We start from the raw sequence: 20,949 nt of genomic DNA on the forward strand, positions 1-20,949 counted from the left end.
GAGCCGTGCATGAGCCAGCGAGGGTTAGAAGCGCTTTTACGTCCTAAATCGATTGCCGTTCTCGGCGCTTCACAACAGCCCGGCCGCGCCGGTAACCTGATGATGAGCAACCTGTTGGCCGGTGGCTTCAGCGGGCCGGTAATGCCGGTCACACCTCGCTATAAGGCCGTGTGCGGCGTGATGGCCTACCCTGACGTCGCCAGTCTGCCGCTTACACCCGATTTGGCGATACTCTGCACCCACGCGCAGCGCAACCTGGCATTGATTGAAGCCCTGGGTAAACGCGGCTGTAAAACCGCTATTGTGCTCTCCTCCCCACCGGAACAGTTCGCCGAGCTGAAAGCCTGCGCACAACGTTACTCGATGCGTCTGCTTGGGCCAAATAGCCTGGGCCTGCTGGCGCCATGGCAAGGTCTCAACGCCAGTTTCTCTCCGGTGCCGATCCTCAAGGGCAAACTGGCGTTCATTTCTCAGTCCGCCGCCGTCGCCAATACCATTCTCGACTGGGCGCAGCAGCGCGAGGTCGGATTTTCCTATTTTATCGCGCTGGGCGACAGCCTGGATATTGACGTCGACGACCTGCTGGATTTTCTGGCGCGCGACAGTAAAACCAGTGCCATCTTGCTGTACCTGGAAAACATCAGCGATGCACGCCGCTTTTTGTCTGCCTCGCGCAGCGCTTCGCGCAACAAGCCGATATTGGTGATCAAAAGCGGTCGCAGCCAACAGGCCCAACTGCTGCTCAACAGCCAGCAAGGTCTGGACGCAGCTTATGATGCCGCCATCCAACGTGCGGGTTTGCTGCGCGTTCAGGACACCCACGAACTGTTCTCCGCGGTGGAAACCCTGAGCCACATGCATCCGCTGCGCGGTGAACGGCTGATGATCGTCAGCAACGGCGCGGCACCGGCAGCGATGGCGTTAGACGAACTGCTAGGCCGCAACGGCAAGCTGGCGCAGTTGGGGGAAGAGAGCCTGACGCAGCTCGGCGTGGCGTTGCCGGAGTTTATTCGCGCCGGTAACCCGATCGATCTGCGTGATGATGCCACGCCGCAACGTTATCTGGCGGCAGTCAAGGCGCTGCTCGACAGCCATGACTACGATGCCCTGCTGCTGATCCACGCCCCGAGCGCAGCGGCACCGGGCACCGCCACCGCCGAACGCATTATCGATGCAGTTCGCCAGCACCCGCGCGGTAAACGCATCACGCTGCTCACAAACTGGTGCGGCGAATACTCGTCGCAAGAAGCCCGGAGGTTGTTTACCGAGGCCGGAATCCCGACCTATCGCACTCCGGAAGGGGCCGTGACCGCCTTTATGCATATGGTGGAATATCGCCGTAACCAGAAACAGCTGAAAGAGACCCCGGCGCTCCCGGTCGGCCTGACGGCCAACACCGCCGATGCGCATAGGCTGATCCATCAGGCGTTGACTGAAGGCGCTACACAGCTCGATACCCACGAAGTGCAATCCATTCTGCAGGCCTATGATCTGACCACTCTGCCCACCTGGATTGCCGAAGACAGTACCGAAGCGGTGCACATCGCCGAGCAAATCGGTTATCCGGTGGCGCTGAAGCTGCGCTCGCCGGATATTCCTCATAAATCAGAGGTTCAGGGCGTTATGCTCTACCTGCGTACCGCCACCGAGGTCCAGCGTGCGGCGGACGCTATTCTCGATCGCGTAAAACGTACCTATCCGCAGGCCCGCATTCACGGCCTGCTGGTGCAAAGCATGGCCAACCGTGCCGGAGCGCAGGAGTTGCGTATTGCCGTGGAGCAAGACGCTATTTTTGGCCCGCTGATCATGCTGGGCGAAGGGGGTATCGAATGGCGGCAGGAAAACCAGGTCGCCGTAGCTTTGCCGCCGCTGAATATGGCGCTGGCACGCTATTTGGTGCTACAGGCGGTTAAAGGAGGAAAAATCCGTGGGCGCAGCGCACTGCGGCCGCTGGATATTCCCGGGCTGAGCCGCCTGCTGGTACAGGTATCTAACCTGATCCTCGACTGCCCTGAAATCACCCGGCTGGACATCCACCCGGTACTGGCCTCGGGCAGCGAATTCACGCTGCTGGACGTCTCCATGCAAATTGCGCCCTTCGAGGGTGACCCGCAGGCACGGCTGGCGATCCGCCCTTATCCCCATGAGCTGGAAGAAATTATCCGCTTGAAAGACGGTTCACAATGCCTGTTCCGACCGATCTTGCCGGAAGACGAGCCGACGCTGAAGCACTTTATCGATCGCGTGACCAAGGAAGATCTCTACTACCGCTACTTCAGTGAGATCAATGAGTTTACTCACGACGATTTGGCTAACATGACGCAGATCGACTACGATCGGGAGATGGCTTTTGTCGCCGTGCGCGACGAACAAATTATCGGCGTAACGCGTGCGCTTTCCGATCCGGACAATACCGACGCGGAGTTCGCCGTGCTGGTGCGTTCAGATTTGAAAGGGTTAGGTCTCGGCCGCCAATTGCTGGAAAAAATGATCGCTTATGCCCGCGCCCACGGACTGACCCGCCTGACCGGCATTACCATGCCGAACAACCGCGGCATGATTGCGCTGGCACAACGGCTGGGCTTTGGTATTGATGTGCAGCTGGAAGACGGGATCGTCAATTTGACCCTGCCGTTGCAGGCTGACGAAGCGCAGTGACCAATGTCGCAATGCGCTACGAATCCACCACTTAACACCAAAACATACGCACAATCGAGGCAACTAGTGGTATTATCGCCCGATTATTCGATTCATTGTTTTTACGTATTTGGCGTTCCGGCCATCTAATCATGAGAGAAGAAGCGCACTGTGATGTTGTCAAAATTTAAACGTAGCAAACATCAACAACACCTTGCACAACTGCCAAAACTCCCCCAGACGGTAGCTGACGTACGTACCCTGTACGCGCCGTCTGATTACCGCACTACGCTGCTGGAATTGATCGCTAACGCGACCCAACGCATCTATCTGGTCGCTCTGTATCTGGAGCATGACGACGCCGGGCGTGACATTCTCAATGCGCTTTATCAGGCAAAGCAACGGCGTCCGGAGCTGGAGATTTGCATCTTGGTTGACTGGCATCGAGCCCAGCGTGGGCGTATTGGCGCTGCAGCTGCCAATACCAATGCCGACTGGTACTGCTCAATGGCAGACCAGCATCCGGGGCTGCAAGTGCCGATATACGGCGTGCCGGTAAATACCCGCGAAGCCTTGGGTGTGCTGCACCTGAAGGGCTTTGTTATCGACGATACCGTTATTTACAGCGGTGCCAGTATCAATGACGTTTACCTGCATCAGCATGAGAAATATCGTTACGATCGTTATCAGTTGATCACTAATGGCGCGTTGGCCAATGCCCTGATCGATTACATCAAACAGCACCTGCTGGCCGCTGGCGCGGTACAGCGCCTGGATCGCGACGATCGGCCGAAAAGCCCGGAGATCAAAAACGAAACGCGTTTATTCCGCTTCAGCCTTCGCCGGGCGGGCTATCAGTTCCGCAACGCGGCGGGCAACGATGAGCTGGCGGTAACGCCGCTGGTTGGACTGGGTAAACAGAGCGTGCTGAATAAAACCATTCATCATCTGATGTCCTGCGCCGATCAAAAGCTGACGCTGTGTACCCCTTATTTCAACCTGCCGGCGCTGCTGGTGCGCAATATCATCTATCTGCTGCGCGAGGGCAAACAAGTTGAAATCATCGTCGGCGACAAAACGGCCAACGACTTTTACATTCCGGAAGATCAGCCGTTCAAAATTATCGGTGCGCTGCCCTACCTCTACGAAATTAACCTACGACGCTTTCTCAGTCGCCTGCAGCGTTATATCGATACCGGCCAGTTGATCGTGCGCCTGTGGAAAGACGGCGATAATAGCTATCACCTGAAAGGCATGTGGGTAGATGACGAGTGGCAGTTGATCACGGGTAACAACCTTAATCCGCGTGCCTGGCGGCTGGATCTGGAGAACGCCATTCTGATCCACGATCCGAAACAGGAGATGCGCGAGCAACGCCACAAAGAGCTGGAGTGTATCCGCACCCATACCACCGTGGTGGGCAACTACCTTGAATTACAAACAATTCAGCAGTATCCGGTCAAAGTGCGCAAACTGATCCGTCGTCTGCGCCGTATCCGTATTGACCGGTTGATTAGCCGTATACTGTAATCCCGCTATAATTCAGCTATCACAGACCCCGGCCAATGCTGGGGTTTTTTGTATGTCATGATAACAGGATGTTTTCATTATGCGCCCATTCCGCCCTTTGCTTATCCTGCCCTTTTTGCTGTTCACCAGTGGTTGCACTCATCTGGCAAACGACAGTTGGATGGGTAAAGATAAGGCGCAGCATTTTGTCGCCTCTGCGGCCTTTGCTGCCGCCGGCGCCGCTTATGGCGATCACCAAAACTGGAGTGAGGCCAGAAGCCGCAGCTTCGGCCTGATGTTCTCAATTGGGCTCGGTGCCGCCAAAGAGCTGTATGACAGCCGCGAAGGCGGTACCGGCTGGAGCTGGAAAGATTTTGCCTGGGATGTGGCAGGTGCGGCGACCGGCTATAGTCTGTATCACGCCACTCGCTGATTTACAGCTGGACCTCTTTCCCCTTGCGATGCAACTTGAGCGAAACGATCAGTGCCAGCAGGCACATGCCGGAGACATACCAGAAGAAGGCGTTCTCCACACCGAACGATTTCAGCGACAAGGCAACATACTCCGCAGAGCCGCCAAACATCGCATTTGCTACCGCATAAGACAGCCCTACACCCAGCGCACGCACTTCCGGCGGGAACATTTCCGCTTTCAACAGCCCGCTGATCGACGTGTAAAAACTGATGATAAACAACGCCAGAACTATCAATCCGAATGCCGCATAAGGGTTGGACACGTTTTTCAGCGTCATCAGAATAGGTACCGTCATCAATGTGGCAAACGAAGCGAAGACCAGCATTGAACTACGGCGGCCAATCTTGTCCGAGAACGCACCTACCAGCGGTTGCAATAGCATGTAGATAAACAACGCTACGGTCATGATGCCGCTGGCCAACTTGGCGTCCATACCTGAGGTATTCACCAGGTATTTTTGCATATAGGTGGTGAAGGTATAGAAACTTAATGAACCGCCGGCGGTGAAGCCCAGCACCATCAGAAACGCCTTACGGTTTTTCCACAGACCTTTCAACGAACCGGCATCTTTATGATTTCTGGTTTTCGCATCGGACGTTTCATTCAGTGAACGTCGCAGGTACAGCGCAACCACAGCCAACACTGCGCCGAGCGCAAATGGAATACGCCAACCCCAAGCTTTCAGCTCTTCTGTAGAAAGAATTTGCTGCAACGCTACCAGCACCAAGAGCGCCAATAACTGGCCGCCAATCAGCGTCACATATTGGAATGAAGCATAGAACCCGCGCTTTCCCTTGATCGCCACCTCACTCATGTAGGTAGCGCTGGTGCCATATTCTCCCCCCACGGAAAGGCCCTGGAACAACCGAGCCACCAACAGCAACACCGGTGCCCAACTGCCAATCGAATCGTAGGTCGGCAAACAGGCGATCACCAGCGATCCGGCGCACATCATGCAGACCGAAATCAACATCGAATTTTTACGGCCATGTTTATCCGCGATATAACCGAACAGCCAACCGCCAATCGGGCGCATAAAAAAGCCCGCAGCAAAGACGCCAGCGGTCTGCAGCAACTGGGTTGTACTGTTACCGGCGGGGAAGAACGAGGCGGCGAAATAGATCGAACAGAAAGAGTAAACGTAAAAATCGAACCACTCCACCAGGTTTCCCGATGAAGCCCCAACGATAGCGAAAATACGCTGTTTTTTATCCTGAACCGCCAGTTCGGCGGCATCCCCATCCCCAATGGCCGAGGTTGTTTCTGTCATGTTGTCTTCTCCGAGCCAGATAAGCAGTGAAGTCGGCGTCCCGCCGTTTAATTATTACTTTGTTGTTATGTTTAAGTTAACAATTAAACCTGATCGCGGGCGAAGGATATGTGATGAAACGAGGGGTAAAACGCGGTTTTTGTGATGAATATTAAATAGTGAAATGAAAACAAGAGGAGATTACAGTCGGTTTTTTGCAAAGCAAAAAGCCCCATGCTTTCGCATGAGGCTTTCGACTTTGTTTGATGCCTGGCAGTGTCCTACTCTCGCATGGGGAGACCCCACACTACCATCGGCGCTACGGCGTTTCACTTCTGAGTTCGGCATGGGGTCAGGTGGGACCACCGCGCTATTGCCGCCAGGCAAATTCTGTTTCATTCCAACCGCTTCACTCTCGTGTCGCCATTGAAACCAATCTCGGAACTTCGCTGAAAATCTACACCAATCTCTCTAAAACACCTTCGGTGTTGTAAGGTTAAGCCTCACGGATCATTAGTACTGGTTAGCTCAATGCATCGCTGCACTTACACACCCAGCCTATCAACGTCTTAGTCTTAAACGTTCCTTCAGGGACCTTAAAGGCCCAGGGAAGACTCATCTCGAGGCAAGTTTCGCGCTTAGATGCTTTCAGCGCTTATCTTTTCCGCACTTAGCTACCGGGCAATGCCATTGGCATGACAACCCGAACACCAGTGGTGCGTTCACTCCGGTCCTCTCGTACTAGGAGCAACCCCTCTCAATCTTCCAACGCCCACGGCAGATAGGGACCGAACTGTCTCACGACGTTCTAAACCCAGCTCGCGTACCACTTTAAATGGCGAACAGCCATACCCTTGGGACCTACTTCAGCCCCAGGATGTGATGAGCCGACATCGAGGTGCCAAACACCGCCGTCGATATGAACTCTTGGGCGGTATCAGCCTGTTATCCCCGGAGTACCTTTTATCCGTTGAGCGATGGCCCTTCCATTCAGAACCACCGGATCACTAAGACCTACTTTCGTACCTGCTCGAGCCGTCACTCTCGCAGTCAAGCTAGCTTATGCCTTTGCACTAACCTCACGATGTCCGACCGTGATTAGCTAACCTTCGTGCTCCTCCGTTACTCTTTGGGAGGAGACCGCCCCAGTCAAACTACCCACCAGACACTGTCCTCACCCCGGATTACGGGGCCGAGTTAGAACATCAAACATTAAAGGGTGGTATTTCAAGGTTGGCTCCACGCAGACTGGCGTCCACGCTTCAAAGCCTCCCACCTATCCTACACATCAAGGCTCAATGTTCAGTGTCAAGCTATAGTAAAGGTTCACGGGGTCTTTCCGTCTTGCCGCGGGTACACTGCATCTTCACAGCGAGTTCAATTTCACTGAGTCTCGGGTGGAGACAGCCTGGCCATCATTACGCCATTCGTGCAGGTCGGAACTTACCCGACAAGGAATTTCGCTACCTTAGGACCGTTATAGTTACGGCCGCCGTTTACTGGGGCTTCGATCAAGAGCTTCGCCTTGCGGCTGACCCCATCAATTAACCTTCCAGCACCGGGCAGGCGTCACACCGTATACGTCCACTTTCGTGTTTGCACAGTGCTGTGTTTTTATTAAACAGTTGCAGCCAGCTGGTATCTGCGACTGGCTTCGGCTCCGAGAGCAAGTCTCTTCACCTACGCGCCAGCGTGCCTTCTCCCGAAGTTACGGCACCATTTTGCCTAGTTCCTTCACCCGAGTTCTCTCAAGCGCCTTGGTATTCTCTACCTGACCACCTGTGTCGGTTTGGGGTACGATTCTGTGTTACCTGATGCTTAGAGGCTTTTCCTGGAAGCTTGGCATCAACTACTTCTGCACCGTAGTGCATCGTCATCACGCCTCAGGGTTGAATAAGAGAACGGATTTACCAATTCTCTCCCCCTACACGCTTAAACCGGGACAACCGTCGCCCGGCTAGCCTAGCCTTCTCCGTCCCCCCTTCGCAGTAACACCGAGTACAGGAATATTAACCTGTTTCCCATCGACTACGCCTTTCGGCCTCGCCTTAGGGGTCGACTCACCCTGCCCCGATTAACGTTGGACAGGAACCCTTGGTCTTCCGGCGAGCGGGTTTTTCACCCGCTTTATCGTTACTTATGTCAGCATTCGCACTTCTGATACCTCCAGCAACCCTCACAGGCCACCTTCAACGGCTTACAGAACGCTCCCCTACCCAACAACGCCTAAGCGTCGCTGCCGCAGCTTCGGTGCATGGTTTAGCCCCGTTACATCTTCCGCGCAGGCCGACTCGACCAGTGAGCTATTACGCTTTCTTTAAATGATGGCTGCTTCTAAGCCAACATCCTGGCTGTCTATGCCTTCCCACATCGTTTCCCACTTAACCATGACTTTGGGACCTTAGCTGGCGGTCTGGGTTGTTTCCCTCTTCACGACGGACGTTAGCACCCGCCGTGTGTCTCCCGTGATAACATTCTTCGGTATTCGGAGTTTGCATCGGTTTGGTAAGCCGGGATGGCCCCCTAGCCGAAACAGTGCTCTACCCCCGAAGATGAGTTCACGAGGCGCTACCTAAATAGCTTTCGGGGAGAACCAGCTATCTCCCGGTTTGATTGGCCTTTCACCCCCAGCCACAAGTCATCCGCTAATTTTTCAACATTAGTCGGTTCGGTCCTCCAGTTAGTGTTACCCAACCTTCAACCTGCCCATGGCTAGATCACCGGGTTTCGGGTCTATACCTTGCAACTATTCGCCCAGTTAAGACTCGGTTTCCCTACGGCTCCCCTATACGGTTAACCTTGCTACAAAATATAAGTCGCTGACCCATTATACAAAAGGTACGCAGTCACCCAACAAAGTAGGCTCCCACTGCTTGTACGTACACGGTTTCAGGTTCTATTTCACTCCCCTCGCCGGGGTTCTTTTCGCCTTTCCCTCACGGTACTGGTTCACTATCGGTCAGTCAGGAGTATTTAGCCTTGGAGGATGGTCCCCCCATATTCAGACAGGATGTCACGTGTCCCGCCCTACTCATCGAACTCACAGAATATGCATTTTAGTGTACGGGACTATCACCCTTTACTGTGCGACTTTCCAGACGCTTCCACTAACACACAAACTGATTCAGGTTCTGGGCTGTTCCCCGTTCGCTCGCCGCTACTGGGGGAATCTCGGTTGATTTCTTTTCCTCGGGGTACTTAGATGTTTCAGTTCCCCCGGTTCGCCTCATACGACTATGTATTCATCGTATGATAGTGCAACGAATTGCACTGGGTTTCCCCATTCGGGTATTGCCGGTTATAACGGTTCATATCACCTTACCGACACTTTTCGCAGATTAGCACGCCCTTCATCGCCTCTGACTGCCTAGGCATCCACCGTGTACGCTTAGTCACTTAACCTCACAACCCGAAGATGTTTCTGTAAACAGAAAACACTGTCGTGCTGTTTATTTGAGAGACTCTATGACAGGTTAATCCTTACCCCAATACATCTACGGAGGGATAAGTTTCAGCTGTCATGTTTCAATTTTCAGCTTGTTCCAGATTGTTAAAGAGCAATATCTTAAACATGACTCTTGCGAATCAGTTTTAAGATTTTTTGATATGGTGGAGCTAAGCGGGATCGAACCGCTGACCTCCTGCGTGCAAGGCAGGCGCTCTCCCAGCTGAGCTATAGCCCCATATCAGAAAAGCATTTTTACACCCTGTCTACTACCTTCGCCAATTCGCTTCTCGTCAAAGCGAAGGCTTACAACGTTTACTGACGTAAACATGTGAGTCGACAACGCAGGATAGGAGGGAATTGGTGGGTCTGAGTGGACTTGAACCACCGACCTCACCCTTATCAGGGGTGCGCTCTAACCACCTGAGCTACAGACCCGACAAGGTGCTTTAAGACTTAACCGATAAGATTAAGCCTTATGCTCTCTTTCATTTCATCAGACAATCTGTGTGAGCACGCCACTCGAATCAATATCATTAGGTAAGGAGGTGATCCAACCGCAGGTTCCCCTACGGTTACCTTGTTACGACTTCACCCCAGTCATGAATCACAAAGTGGTAAGCGCCCTCCCGAAGGTTAAGCTACCTACTTCTTTTGCAACCCACTCCCATGGTGTGACGGGCGGTGTGTACAAGGCCCGGGAACGTATTCACCGTAGCATTCTGATCTACGATTACTAGCGATTCCGACTTCATGGAGTCGAGTTGCAGACTCCAATCCGGACTACGACGTACTTTATGAGGTCCGCTTGCTCTCGCGAGTTCGCTTCTCTTTGTATACGCCATTGTAGCACGTGTGTAGCCCTACTCGTAAGGGCCATGATGACTTGACGTCATCCCCACCTTCCTCCGGTTTATCACCGGCAGTCTCCTTTGAGTTCCCGACCGAATCGCTGGCAACAAAGGATAAGGGTTGCGCTCGTTGCGGGACTTAACCCAACATTTCACAACACGAGCTGACGACAGCCATGCAGCACCTGTCTCAGAGTTCCCGAAGGCACTAAGCTATCTCTAGCGAATTCTCTGGATGTCAAGAGTAGGTAAGGTTCTTCGCGTTGCATCGAATTAAACCACATGCTCCACCGCTTGTGCGGGCCCCCGTCAATTCATTTGAGTTTTAACCTTGCGGCCGTACTCCCCAGGCGGTCGATTTAACGCGTTAGCTCCGGAAGCCACGCCTCAAGGGCACAACCTCCAAATCGACATCGTTTACAGCGTGGACTACCAGGGTATCTAATCCTGTTTGCTCCCCACGCTTTCGCACCTGAGCGTCAGTCTTTGTCCAGGGGGCCGCCTTCGCCACCGGTATTCCTCCAGATCTCTACGCATTTCACCGCTACACCTGGAATTCTACCCCCCTCTACAAGACTCTAGCTTGCCAGTTTCAAATGCAGTTCCCACGTTAAGCGCGGGGATTTCACATCTGACTTAACAAACCGCCTGCGTGCGCTTTACGCCCAGTAATTCCGATTAACGCTTGCACCCTCCGTATTACCGCGGCTGCTGGCACGGAGTTAGCCGGTGCTTCTTCTGCGAGTAACGTCAATGCAATGTGCTATTAACACACTACCCTTCCTCCTCGCTGAAAGTGCTTTACAACCCTAAGGCCTTCTTCACACACGCGGCATGGCTGCATCAGGCTTGCGCCCATTGTGCAATATTCCCCACTGCTGCCTCCCGTAGGAGTCTGGACCGTGTCTCAGTTCCAGTGTGGCTGGTCATCCTCTCAGACCAGCTAGGGATCGTCGCCTAGGTGAGCCATTACCCCACCTACTAGCTAATCCCATCTGGGCACATCTGATGGCGTGAGGCCCGAAGGTCCCCCACTTTGGTCCGTAGACGTTATGCGGTATTAGCTACCGTTTCCAGTAGTTATCCCCCTCCATCAGGCAGTTTCCCAGACATTACTCACCCGTCCGCCGCTCGTCACCCGGAGAGCAAGCTCTCCTGTGCTACCGCTCGACTTGCATGTGTTAGGCCTGCCGCCAGCGTTCAATCTGAGCCATGATCAAACTCTTCAATTTAAAAGTTCGATTTGCTTCAACTCGTGAAGCGATGCTCAAAGGTTACTAAATGAATTTTACTTCAGTAGTCACTCTTCAAGACTTGATATTTTTTCGTACCCGAAGGTACTGGATATCGTCTTGTGGAGTGCCCACACAGATTGTCTGATAAATTGTTAAAGAGCAGTGAGTTAGCCGCCGTAGCTTGCTATCTCGAGGTGGCGTATATTACGCTTTCCTCTTTCAGAGTCAACCCCAATTTTCAGGATTTTTTCTCTTCTAACCCCGGAGACTCTGTGAAGTTGTTCACATGTTCCGTGTCGATGGAGGCGCATTATAGGGAGCCGGCTCAGAATGACAAGGATTAATATTCACTTTTTTTTCTGACCGCTCACTATTCATGCATAACGCCTACTAAACCCGCTTTTTGATGGCTTCCGGCAACTCCGCCAGGCTGTTTAACACCCAATCAGCCAGTTTCTCGCCCTGTTCGGTGACCGGCTTGCCGGTACGCACCAGCACTTTGGTACCAACACCTGCCGCGATAGCAGCCTGCATATCTTCCGGTTTGTCACCCACCATATAAGAAGAGGCCATGTCGATGTTCAGTTCTTGCTGTGCCTGCAGCAACATACCCGGCTGCGGTTTACGGCAGTCGCACGTCTGGCGGTACTCTTCTATTACTGCCTCTGGGTGATGCGGGCAGAAATAGATGCCATCCAGGTCAACATCGCGATCGGCCAGCGACCAGTCCATCCACTCGGTCAGGTACATAAACTGTTTTTCGTCGAACTTGCCGCGCGCGATGCCGGATTGGTTGGTGACCAATACCAGAGCAAAGCCCATCTTTTTAAGTTCGCGACAGGCGTCAATCACGCCATCAATAAAATGGAAGTCATCGATTTCATGGACGTAGCCATGATCGACATTAATCGTGCCATCACGATCTAGGAAAATTGCTGGAACGCTTTGTATCACCGGTTTACTCCTGAGGGCCTGAAAACGCGTACAGTATCGCATGTTTTACCCGGTACTGAGAACGGCAGAGAACGGTGTTGGCCGTTGACTTGGACGTCTAGACGCCTTAACATCTGACCCATACCTTGGTCCACGCCAAGGTTTACTTTTATCTAGCCACGGGCAACCACGCTAAAATAAGAAGAATATGATTAAACTTTCTAACATCACCAAAGTGTTCCAGCAGGGTTCGCGCTCTATTCATGCGCTCTCTGACGTGACTCTTCACGTCCCTGCCGGGCAAATCTATGGCGTTATCGGTGCTTCCGGTGCCGGTAAAAGTACGCTGATCCGCTGCGCCAACATGCTTGAGCGCCCAACCTCCGGCCAAGTGTTGGTTGACGGACAGGATCTGACCTCGCTGTCTGAAAGCGAATTGACACGCGCTCGCCGTCAGATTGGCATGATTTTCCAACACTTTAATCTGCTGTCCTCCCGCACGGTATTTGGCAACGTTTCGCTTCCGCTGGAGCTGGACAACACCCCGCGCGCTGAAATAAAAAAACGGGTGACCGAATTATTGGAGCTGGTTGGGCTGTCAGACAAACACGATGCCTATCCTGCCAATTTGTCCGGTGGCCAAAAGCAGCGCGTGGCGATTGCCCGCGCGTTGGCAAGCCAACCCAAAGTGCTGCTGTGTGACGAAGCCACCAGCGCGCTGGATCCGGCGACTACCCGTTCGATTCTGGAACTGCTGAAAGACATTAACCGCCGCCTCGGCCTGACCATCTTGTTGATCACCCATGAAATGGACGTGGTGAAACGCATCTGCGATCAGGTAGCAGTCATCAGCCAGGGACAGCTGATTGAAAAAGACAGCGTCAGCGAAGTGTTCTCGCACCCGAAAACGCCGCTGGCCCAACAGTTTATTCAAGCTACCCTGCACCTGGACATCCCAGATGACTATGCCAAGCGCCTGACACCGGAACGCAGTGGCGGCCGTCAACCTCTGCTGCGCCTGGAGTTCACCGGCCAGTCCGTTGATGCACCTTTACTGTCAGAAGCCGCTCGCCGCTTCAACGTCAATAACAACATCATCAGCGCCCAGATGGATTATGCCGGCGGTGTGAAATTCGGCGTGATGCTGGCAGAGCTGCACGGCAGCGACGAAGACGCGCAGGCAACGATTAAATTCCTGCAGGAAAATCAGGTAAAAGTAGAGGTTCTGGGTTATGTCTGAGGCAATGATGTGGTTAATGGCACGTGGCGTGTGGGAAACCGTCGCGATGACCTTTGTCTCCGGCTTCTTCGGTTTCGTGCTCGGCCTGCCGGTTGGCGTGCTGCTGTATGTGACCCGCCCAGGGCAAATCGTCGCCAACAATACGCTGTATAAAACCCTGTCCGGGCTGGTGAACGTGTTCCGTTCCATCCCGTTCATCATCCTGCTGGTGTGGATGATTCCGTTTACCCGCCTGATCGTCGGCACCTCGATCGGCCTGCAGGCGGCCATCGTCCCGTTGACCGTGGGCGCCGCGCCGTTTATCGCCCGGATGGTGGAAAACGCCCTGCTGGAGATCCCATCCGGCCTGGTAGAAGCAGCCCGTGCGATGGGGGCTACCCCGATGCAAATCATTAAAAAGGTCCTGTTACCGGAAGCCCTGCCGGGCCTGGTGAACGCAGCGACCATTACCCTGATTACCTTGGTGGGTTATTCTGCCATGGGCGGCGCAGTTGGCGCCGGCGGCCTGGGCCAGATCGGTTATCAGTATGGCTATATCGGTTATAACGCCACAGTAATGAATACCGTATTAGTATTACTGGTGGTGCTAGTCTATCTGATTCAGTTCGGTGGCGATCGCATCGTGAAAGCCGTCACCCACAAATAGTTTTTACAGCAACTGCGCTCACACAGCGTATTTTTAATGCGAGTCTAATGAGGAAGGGATATGTCGTTAAAATTTAAATCCATCGCGGCAATCGGCGCACTGATCGGTACTCTGGCTCTGGCAGGCTGCGGTCAGGAAGAAAAAGATCCAAACCATATTAAAGTGGGCGTTATCGTCGGTGCTGAACAGCAGGTTGCTGAAATAGCGCAGAAAGTGGCGAAAGAGAAATACGGTCTGGACGTTGAACTGGTGACGTTCAATGACTACGTGCTGCCAAACGAAGCGCTGAGCAAAGGCGATATCGATCTGAACGCCTTCCAGCACAAACCGTATCTGGATCAGCAAATCAAGGATCGCGGCTATAAACTGGTATCGGTAGGCAACTCCTTCGTTTACCCGATTGCCGGTTACTCCAAGAAAATCAAATCCCTGGATGAGTTGAAAGACGGTTCCCAGATTGCCCTGCCGAATGACCCGACCAACCTGGGCCGTTCTTTGCTGCTGCTGCAGAAGGTTAACCTGATCAAACTGAAAGACGGCGTTGGCCTGCTGCCAACCGTGCTGGACGTGACCGAGAACCCGAAAAACCTGAAACTGGTAGAGCTGGAAGCGCCACAGTTGCCACGCTCCCTGGACGATCAGCAAATCGCACTGGCGGTGATCAACACGACCTATGCCAGCCAGATCGGCCTGACTCCGGCAAAAGACGGTCTGTTTGTTGAAGATAAAGACTCGCCGTACGTTAACCTGCTGGTTGCCCGCGAAGACAACAAAGACGCGGAAAACGTGAAGAAATTCGTGCAGGCATATCAGTCTGACGAAGTTAACGAAGCGGCCAACAAAATCTTTAACGGTGGCGCAGTAAAAGGCTGGTAATCATTAATTACCGATTTTATTCCTATAATTGCAAGACGGGCTCCGGCCCGTCTTGTTATTTCCGCCGTAGATTGCTTCAATAGCGCCACTTCTATAAAAGACAGAGGAATCTCAATGCGTGTTTTATCTCTCTGTTTGTTAGCGCTCGCGCTGGCAGGGTGTTCGTCGCAGCGTATCGCGCCCTCCTCAACAAACAACACCAGCAAACCGACTGTAACCACACCGACAAAGACAACGCCCGCGGCACGTCCAGCGCCGGTAAAACTGTATAAAAGTGCAGAAGAGTTAGTGGGTAAACCTTTCCGCGATCTGGGTGAAGTCTCTGGCGAGTCATGCCAGGCCACCGTACAGGACTCACCGCCAAATCTGGCGACGGCCCGTAAACGCATGCAGATCCGCGCGTCTTACATGAAAGCAAACGCCGTGCTGCTGCACGACTGTCAGATTGTCGGCGGCGTTGCAGGTTGCTACCAACAGGCTATTTGCCAGGGTTCAGCGCTTAACGTTTCGTCCAAATGACCGAGTTTGTCTTCAATCAGATCGGAACCATCCGTTCACCGTATAAAGAAAAGTTCGCCGTACCTCGCCAACCGGGGTTAGTCGAAGACGGTGGCGGTGAGTTGTTGCTGCTGCCGCCCTACAATCAGGCGGAAGCAGTACGCGGCCTCAGCGATTTCAGCCATCTGTGGGTGATGTTTATTTTCCATCAAACCCTGGAAGGCGGCTGGCGCCCCACCGTGCGGCCACCGCGCTTGGGCGGCAATGCCCGGATGGGCGTCTTTGCCACCCGTTCCACCTTCCGCCCTAATCCGCTCGGCATGTCGTTAATCGAATTAAAAGGCGTGCGTGTTCAAGGGGGCGAAGTGGTGCTGGAGCTGGGCAGCCTGGATCTGGTTGATGGCACGCCGGTGGTGGATATCAAACCCTACCTGCCGTTTGCCGAAAGCCAACCTCAGGCCCGCGCCGGATTTGCTCAGACGGCGCCCGCCGGCGATATGCCAGTGCGTTTTACCTCCGAGGCTGAACAACAGCTACAGCAGCACCAACAACGCTATCCGCAACTGCGGCGTTTTATCACCCAGGTACTGGCCCAGGATCCACGTCCGGCCTACCGAAAGGGAGAAGAAGCGGAACGGGATTATGCGGTTTGGCTGCTGGATTTCAACGTGCGCTGGCGGGTGGTGGATCTGCAAACCGAGGTGTTGTCACTCGACCTGCGTTAAAATTCCACCGTCTCTCTTTTGACAACCCGCTCGCACTGGTAAACTAAAGCACTTTTGTCACTTTTGGCCGCCACTGTGGCTGCCCGATGCAATTTGCAGTTCTAACGGAACCAAAACACCATGCGTACTAGCCAATATTTGCTCTCCACCCTGAAGGAGACACCTGCCGACGCCGAAGTGATCAGCCACCAGCTGATGCTGCGCGCCGGGATGATTCGCAAGCTGGCCTCAGGTCTTTACACCTGGCTGCCAACCGGCCTGCGCGTTCTGAAAAAGGTTGAGAACATCGTCCGCGAAGAAATGAACAATGCCAACGCGATTGAAGTTTGCATGCCGGTGGTTCAACCCGCTGATTTATGGCAGGAAAGCGGTCGTTGGGAACAGTATGGTCCTGAGCTGCTGCGCTTTGTCGATCGCGGCGAACGTCCGTTTGTGCTGGGTCCAACGCACGAAGAAGTGATTACGGATCTGATCCGTAACGAGATCAGCTCGTACAAACAGCTGCCATTGAACTTCTTCCAGATTCAGACCAAGTTCCGTGATGAAGTGCGCCCCCGTTTCGGCGTGATGCGTTCTCGCGAATTCCTGATGAAAGATGCCTACTCATTCCATACTTCGCAGGAATCCCTGCAGGCGACCTACGATGCAATGTACGAAGCCTACAGCAAAATCTTCAGCCGTATGGGCCTGGATTTCCGCCCAGTTCATGCCGACACCGGCTCGATTGGCGGTAGCGCATCACATGAGTTCCAGGTGCTGGCCGACAGCGGTGAAGACGATATCGTGTTCTCTACCGGTTCTGACTTTGCCGCCAATATCGAACTGGCGGAAGCAGTGGCGCCGGCTCAGCCGCGCGCAGCAGCCAGCGAAGAACTGCGCATTGTGGATACGCCAAACGCCAAAACCATCGCCGAACTGGTAGAGCAATTCCAACTGCCGATTGAGAAAACCGTCAAGACGCTGCTGGTGCACGCCGAAAAAGAAAGCGGCCACAAGCTGGTTGCCCTGCTGGTACGCGGCGATCACGAGCTGAACGAAATCAAGGCCGAGAAGCTGCCACAGGTAGCCGCTCCGTTGACCTTTGCCACCGAAGAAGAAATCCGCGCCATCGTCGGTGCCGGCCCTGGATCCCTCGGCCCGGTCAATCTGCAGGTTCCTGTCGTGGCCGATCGCAGCGTAGCGGCGATGAGCGATTTTGGCGCCGGCGCTAATATCGACGGCAAACACTACTTCGGCATTAACTGGGAGCGCGATCTGCCGCTGCCGCAGGTTGCCGATATTCGTAACGTGGTAGAAGGCGACGCCAGCCCGGACGGTAAAGGCACGCTGTTGATCAAACGCGGTATCGAAGTGGGCCATATCTTCCAGCTCGGCACCAAATACTCTGAAGCGATGAAAGCCACCGTTCAGGGTGAAGATGGCCGTAACCAGGTTCTGACCATGGGTTGCTACGGCATCGGGGTCACCCGCGTAGTGGCTGCCGCCATCGAACAGAACCATGACGATCGCGGAATCATCTGGCCGGACGCCATCGCCCCATTCCAGGTGGCTATTCTGCCAATGAACATGCACAAATCCTTCCGCGTGCAGGCGCTGGCTGAAGAACTGTACAACACCCTGCGTTCGCACGGCATCGACGTTATTCTCGATGACCGTAAAGAGCGCCCAGGCGTAATGTTCGCGGATATGGAACTGATTGGCGTGCCACACTCAATCGTCATCGGCGACCGTAACCTCGATAGCGAAGAGATTGAATACAAAAACCGCCGTGTCGGCGAGAAGCAAATGATTAAAACCGGCGAAATCGTTGATTTCCTGCTGGGACAGATCAAGCGCTAAACGGCTGCGTCAGAAAGTAAAAAACCCGCCTCGGCGGGTTTTTTTATAGCGACTATTTGCTGTCGCAGTTCTTGTTCTTGTCGAAGACTATCTTGCCGTCCGAAACCAATGCCTTTTCGGTCTGCCCTTCCTCCATGGAAGGCTGAACGCTGAAATGGCCATTCAAGGTCAGGAACACTGGCTCACCTGGGGTTTTGTACGCCTTGGCATACCCTTGTTCCAACGCGATAGTATTGTCTACCGGGAAAGTCTTGCCGGTGGCGCAATCTTTGAATACCGCCGCATCCGCCATGTAGGTATAGCTGCCTTTGAGCGCCATCGGCGTTTTAGGCAACGCTTTCTCCACCGGATCCAGGCGGTAGTTCAGCGTGGACTCGATCACTGCGCCGCTTTGGTCCAACATTTCCAGGCTCTTGCCTACCGGGCGGAAATAGCGTTTTTCGCCATGGCTGTCGGTCAGTACCAGCTTATCGGCAGTTCGCGCCCATTTGCCATAATCGGCAAAGCTCTGGTCCCCGTCTTTGGTTTCGCGATAGGTTTCCTGCAAAATGAAAGTGCCGTCTTCATCCAGGAATAGCGCTGTATCCAGGCCACTGCAATCAGCGCAAGGCAGTACGCCCTGATAGCTCTGCTGCATCGCCTGAAGAGGTTGTTCTTTCGGCTGATACTGATTATTACATCCCAATAATGAGAGTGCCCCTGCCGCTAAAAACAGGGCTATTGTTATTTTCTTCACAGCTATTCTCCTACTGTGTTCATGTATCCTTAAGTGCGGATTTTGCCACGCAGCGCTTTTGTCGCGCCCTTACGTACCTTGCCTTCCAGCCGACGTAATTTTGCCCCTTTCGTGGGCTTGGTCGCTCTGCGCGCTTTTTCCACCACCATCGCCTGCTGAATCAACGCCACCAGCCTGGCCAGCGCCGCCTCGCGGTTTAATTCCTGGCTGCGATATTCCTGCGCTTTAATAATCACCACGCCGTCGGCGGTAATTAAATGATTATTCAGGGCCAGCAGCCTTTCCTTATAATACTCTGGCAGGCTGGATGCCCGGATGTCAAAGCGCAAATGGATAGCCGTTGAGGTTTTATTCACGTGCTGGCCACCCGCGCCCTGCGCGCGGATCGCCGTCAGTTCCAGCTCGTTATCCGGTATGGCTACGTTTCTTGACAGTTCCAGCACCGGTCACACCTGCGCCTGTTGCCACTCGGCAAACTGGATTTCCAGACTATTCTGAGCGTCAGAAAGCCAGATAGTTCCTTCTTGCAGCGTGGCTTGCAGCGTCATGTTGCGGCTGGCCATCGCCGCCAACTTGCCTAATTGTTCATCATCCAGAAAACGGATGCTTAGGTTTTTGTGGTTTGCCACTTTGCTCTGGATACCCTGCCACCATACATGTCCGGCGCGTTCACCGTAGGCGTAAAGCACCACTCGTGGTGACTGGTTGCAGGCTTTCCTGATGCGCTTCTCATCGGGCAGGCCCATTTCGATCCACATTTCCAATCCGTTGTGGTCATTACGCCGCCAGATTTCCGGCTCATCTTCAGCACTCAAGCCCTTGGTAAACACCAGACGCTCATCGGCGTGGCAGATCCAGGCCAGCAAGCGCAGCATCATGCGCTGTTCGGTTTCGGAAGGATGTTGGGCCAGGGTGAGCGTGGCGTCGTGGTAGAAGTGGCGATCCATATCAGCGATATTGACCGTGGCTTTATAAATAGTTGCTTTCAGCGCCATGGGTGACCTCATTATTATCAGGCGACAGTGTACTAGATTTGGCCCATCCGCAGCCAGCGCGGCTGGGCAAAGCGCAGTGCGAAAGCCGCGCTGAGGTGCTAATAACTCCCCAACAGCTGTGCTATAGTCGACTAGGATTAAGTAAAGCTCCGAGAGCCTGGGCCTCATCGCTATACGGGACTTCGATGACGCAGAGGTTCTTAAGGGAGGAAACTGTGCAACAATACTGTGAGTTAGTACGCCGTTTTTACGCCGAGATCGGCAGTGGGGATCTCGGCTACGTGCCTGATGCGCTAGCATGTGTGTTAAAGGCATTGGACGAAGTTGCTGCGGATAACGCGCTACCGTCCTCCGTTAGGGAACAGGCGGCCTTTGCCGCCGCTAACTTATTGGTGAGCGACTATGTTGATGAATGATGAGTACCAATCCATCAATTGCGATGACTATGAAAGCCTGGAACTCGCCTGTCAGCATAACTACATTCTGAAGCTGGAGTTACGCGACGGAGAAAAACTCGAAGGCAAAGCCACCGAGCTGAAATTTACCAAGGGTGTTGAATACCTGATTATCGATCAGGCCGGCAACGCTCTCAGCTTGCGTCTGGATCACATCCTCAGTTTCAGTCATCCGGAAATCGGTACCGTGGTCGTCAGCCTGTCTGATTGATTTAACGGTAACGCCATCCCAACAGGGCAGCCCAATGGCTGCCCTCGTCATTTATGGCTTCAGGCTGGCTAGGGTTTAAGGCTGGCATAGTACGCTGCCAGATCGGCAATATCATCATCAGACAATGCCGAGACGTAAGCCTTCATCACTTCAGCCTGACCGCCGTTGCGCTCCCCTTTTTTATACGCTTGCAGCGCATGCTCCAGATACATGGCGTTTTGGCCGGCCAGATTCGGATACATCGGCACCGACACCTTCCCCTCCGCGCCGTGGCACGCAACGCAGTTGGCCGATTTGCCCTTCCCTGCGGCCACGTCACCCGCCGCGATGGCCGACAGACTGAAAAAACCGAACACCACGGCCATTGCGCTCACAAATTTCATCATTGCTCCTC

The 20,949-nt window shown here is 53.8% G+C and carries 17 protein-coding genes, 2 tRNA genes and 3 rRNA genes; 11 read left to right on the forward strand and 11 right to left on the reverse strand.

Going from position 1 to position 20,949, the window contains the following annotated elements; all coding sequences use genetic code 11:
- Positions 1–9: 9 nt before the first annotated feature.
- The 3 genes from SERAS12_RS19670 to SERAS12_RS19680 all read left to right on the forward strand — a co-directional run bounded on the left by SERAS12_RS19670 (position 10) and on the right by SERAS12_RS19680 (position 4,579).
- Positions 10–2,658 carry a bifunctional acetate--CoA ligase family protein/GNAT family N-acetyltransferase gene (locus SERAS12_RS19670; protein WP_013814245.1) on the forward strand — a complete coding sequence of 883 codons (2,649 nt, stop codon included), beginning with the start codon at positions 10–12 and terminating at the stop codon, positions 2,656–2,658.
- Positions 2,659–2,811: 153 nt separating this feature from the next.
- Positions 2,812–4,167 (forward strand): CDP-diacylglycerol--serine O-phosphatidyltransferase, encoded by a 1,356-nt coding sequence (pssA, locus tag SERAS12_RS19675; RefSeq protein ID WP_013814246.1) that lies wholly within the window; start codon positions 2,812–2,814, stop codon positions 4,165–4,167.
- Between the two features lie 79 nt (positions 4,168–4,246).
- Complete coding sequence (locus SERAS12_RS19680; protein WP_013814247.1) at positions 4,247–4,579, forward strand: YfiM family lipoprotein; 333 nt, start codon at positions 4,247–4,249, stop codon at positions 4,577–4,579.
- 1 nt (position 4,580) lies between these two features.
- Here the strand turns inward: SERAS12_RS19680 and SERAS12_RS19685 are convergent, their stop codons facing one another.
- The 7 genes from SERAS12_RS19685 to gmhB all read right to left on the reverse strand — a co-directional run bounded on the left by SERAS12_RS19685 (position 4,581) and on the right by gmhB (position 12,355).
- Positions 4,581–5,891: an MFS family transporter gene (locus SERAS12_RS19685; protein ID WP_013814248.1), complete on the reverse strand. Its 1,311-nt coding sequence runs from the start codon at positions 5,889–5,891 to the stop codon at positions 4,581–4,583.
- A gap of 247 nt (positions 5,892–6,138) precedes the next feature.
- Positions 6,139–6,254, reverse strand: a 5S ribosomal RNA gene (rrf, locus tag SERAS12_RS19690).
- A gap of 108 nt (positions 6,255–6,362) precedes the next feature.
- A 23S ribosomal RNA gene (locus SERAS12_RS19695) occupies positions 6,363–9,272 on the reverse strand.
- Between the two features lie 205 nt (positions 9,273–9,477).
- A tRNA-Ala gene (locus SERAS12_RS19700) sits at positions 9,478–9,553 on the reverse strand.
- A gap of 123 nt (positions 9,554–9,676) precedes the next feature.
- Positions 9,677–9,753 (reverse strand) — tRNA-Ile (locus SERAS12_RS19705).
- A gap of 103 nt (positions 9,754–9,856) precedes the next feature.
- Positions 9,857–11,398 (reverse strand): 16S ribosomal RNA (locus tag SERAS12_RS19710).
- The 16S, 23S and 5S rRNA genes sit together here with 2 tRNA genes alongside, the layout of an rRNA operon.
- 393 nt (positions 11,399–11,791) lie before the next feature.
- A complete protein-coding gene (gene gmhB / locus SERAS12_RS19715) occupies positions 11,792–12,355 on the reverse strand; it encodes a D-glycero-beta-D-manno-heptose 1,7-bisphosphate 7-phosphatase (RefSeq protein ID WP_013814249.1) in 564 nt (187 codons plus the stop codon).
- A gap of 187 nt (positions 12,356–12,542) precedes the next feature.
- Here gmhB and metN point away from each other — a divergent pair, with 187 nt between their 5' ends.
- The 6 genes from metN to proS all read left to right on the forward strand — a co-directional run bounded on the left by metN (position 12,543) and on the right by proS (position 18,158).
- Positions 12,543–13,574, forward strand: a complete 1,032-nt coding sequence (gene metN / locus SERAS12_RS19720; RefSeq protein ID WP_013814250.1) for a methionine ABC transporter ATP-binding protein MetN — start codon at positions 12,543–12,545, stop codon at positions 13,572–13,574.
- Positions 13,567–14,220: a methionine ABC transporter permease MetI gene (locus tag SERAS12_RS19725; RefSeq protein WP_006327515.1), complete on the forward strand. Its 654-nt coding sequence runs from the start codon at positions 13,567–13,569 to the stop codon at positions 14,218–14,220. Before metN ends, SERAS12_RS19725 begins: the two co-directional genes overlap by 8 nt.
- 60 nt (positions 14,221–14,280) lie before the next feature.
- Positions 14,281–15,096, forward strand: a complete 816-nt coding sequence (locus SERAS12_RS19730) for a MetQ/NlpA family lipoprotein (RefSeq protein ID WP_013814251.1) — start codon at positions 14,281–14,283, stop codon at positions 15,094–15,096.
- A 114-nt stretch (positions 15,097–15,210) separates the two neighbouring features.
- On the forward strand, positions 15,211–15,615 hold the full coding sequence (rcsF, locus tag SERAS12_RS19735) for an Rcs stress response system protein RcsF (RefSeq protein WP_013814252.1): 405 nt from the start codon (positions 15,211–15,213) through the stop codon (positions 15,613–15,615).
- The gene (gene tsaA, locus SERAS12_RS19740) at positions 15,612–16,319 is read left to right on the forward strand and encodes a tRNA (N6-threonylcarbamoyladenosine(37)-N6)-methyltransferase TrmO (RefSeq protein WP_013814253.1); all 708 of its coding nucleotides are present in this window, start codon (positions 15,612–15,614) and stop codon (positions 16,317–16,319) included. The genes rcsF and tsaA overlap by 4 nt, the downstream gene beginning before the upstream one ends.
- A 120-nt stretch (positions 16,320–16,439) precedes the next feature.
- Positions 16,440–18,158, forward strand: coding sequence for a proline--tRNA ligase (gene proS / locus SERAS12_RS19745; protein ID WP_013814254.1), 1,719 nt, complete (start codon positions 16,440–16,442; stop codon positions 18,156–18,158).
- Positions 18,159–18,210: 52 nt separating this feature from the next.
- Here the strand turns inward: proS and nlpE are convergent, their stop codons facing one another.
- From nlpE to SERAS12_RS19760, 3 genes are read right to left on the reverse strand one after another with little or no spacing between them, the layout of a single operon-like run.
- The gene (gene nlpE / locus SERAS12_RS19750; protein ID WP_013814255.1) at positions 18,211–18,894 is read right to left on the reverse strand and encodes an envelope stress response activation lipoprotein NlpE; all 684 of its coding nucleotides are present in this window, start codon (positions 18,892–18,894) and stop codon (positions 18,211–18,213) included.
- Positions 18,895–18,923: 29 nt separating this feature from the next.
- The gene (gene arfB / locus SERAS12_RS19755; RefSeq protein ID WP_004952187.1) at positions 18,924–19,337 is read right to left on the reverse strand and encodes an alternative ribosome rescue aminoacyl-tRNA hydrolase ArfB; all 414 of its coding nucleotides are present in this window, start codon (positions 19,335–19,337) and stop codon (positions 18,924–18,926) included.
- Positions 19,338–19,340: 3 nt separating this feature from the next.
- Positions 19,341–19,889 (reverse strand): YaeQ family protein, encoded by a 549-nt coding sequence (locus tag SERAS12_RS19760; protein ID WP_004952190.1) that lies wholly within the window; start codon positions 19,887–19,889, stop codon positions 19,341–19,343.
- 215 nt (positions 19,890–20,104) lie between these two features.
- Here SERAS12_RS19760 and SERAS12_RS19765 point away from each other — a divergent pair, with 215 nt between their 5' ends.
- Both SERAS12_RS19765 and rof read left to right on the forward strand, forming a co-directional pair.
- Positions 20,105–20,305 (forward strand): YaeP family protein, encoded by a 201-nt coding sequence (locus SERAS12_RS19765; RefSeq protein ID WP_006318652.1) that lies wholly within the window; start codon positions 20,105–20,107, stop codon positions 20,303–20,305.
- Positions 20,298–20,555, forward strand: coding sequence for a Rho-binding antiterminator (gene rof, locus SERAS12_RS19770; protein WP_004952197.1), 258 nt, complete (start codon positions 20,298–20,300; stop codon positions 20,553–20,555). Before SERAS12_RS19765 ends, rof begins: the two co-directional genes overlap by 8 nt.
- A gap of 68 nt (positions 20,556–20,623) precedes the next feature.
- Here rof and SERAS12_RS19775 read toward each other — a convergent pair whose 3' ends face one another.
- Positions 20,624–20,941 (reverse strand): cytochrome c, encoded by a 318-nt coding sequence (locus tag SERAS12_RS19775; protein ID WP_168157929.1) that lies wholly within the window; start codon positions 20,939–20,941, stop codon positions 20,624–20,626.
- Between the last annotated feature and the right edge of the window lie 8 nt (positions 20,942–20,949).

Source organism: Serratia sp. AS12 (genome assembly GCF_000214195.1).
GTDB classification, from domain to species: Bacteria; Pseudomonadota; Gammaproteobacteria; order Enterobacterales; family Enterobacteriaceae; genus Serratia; species Serratia plymuthica.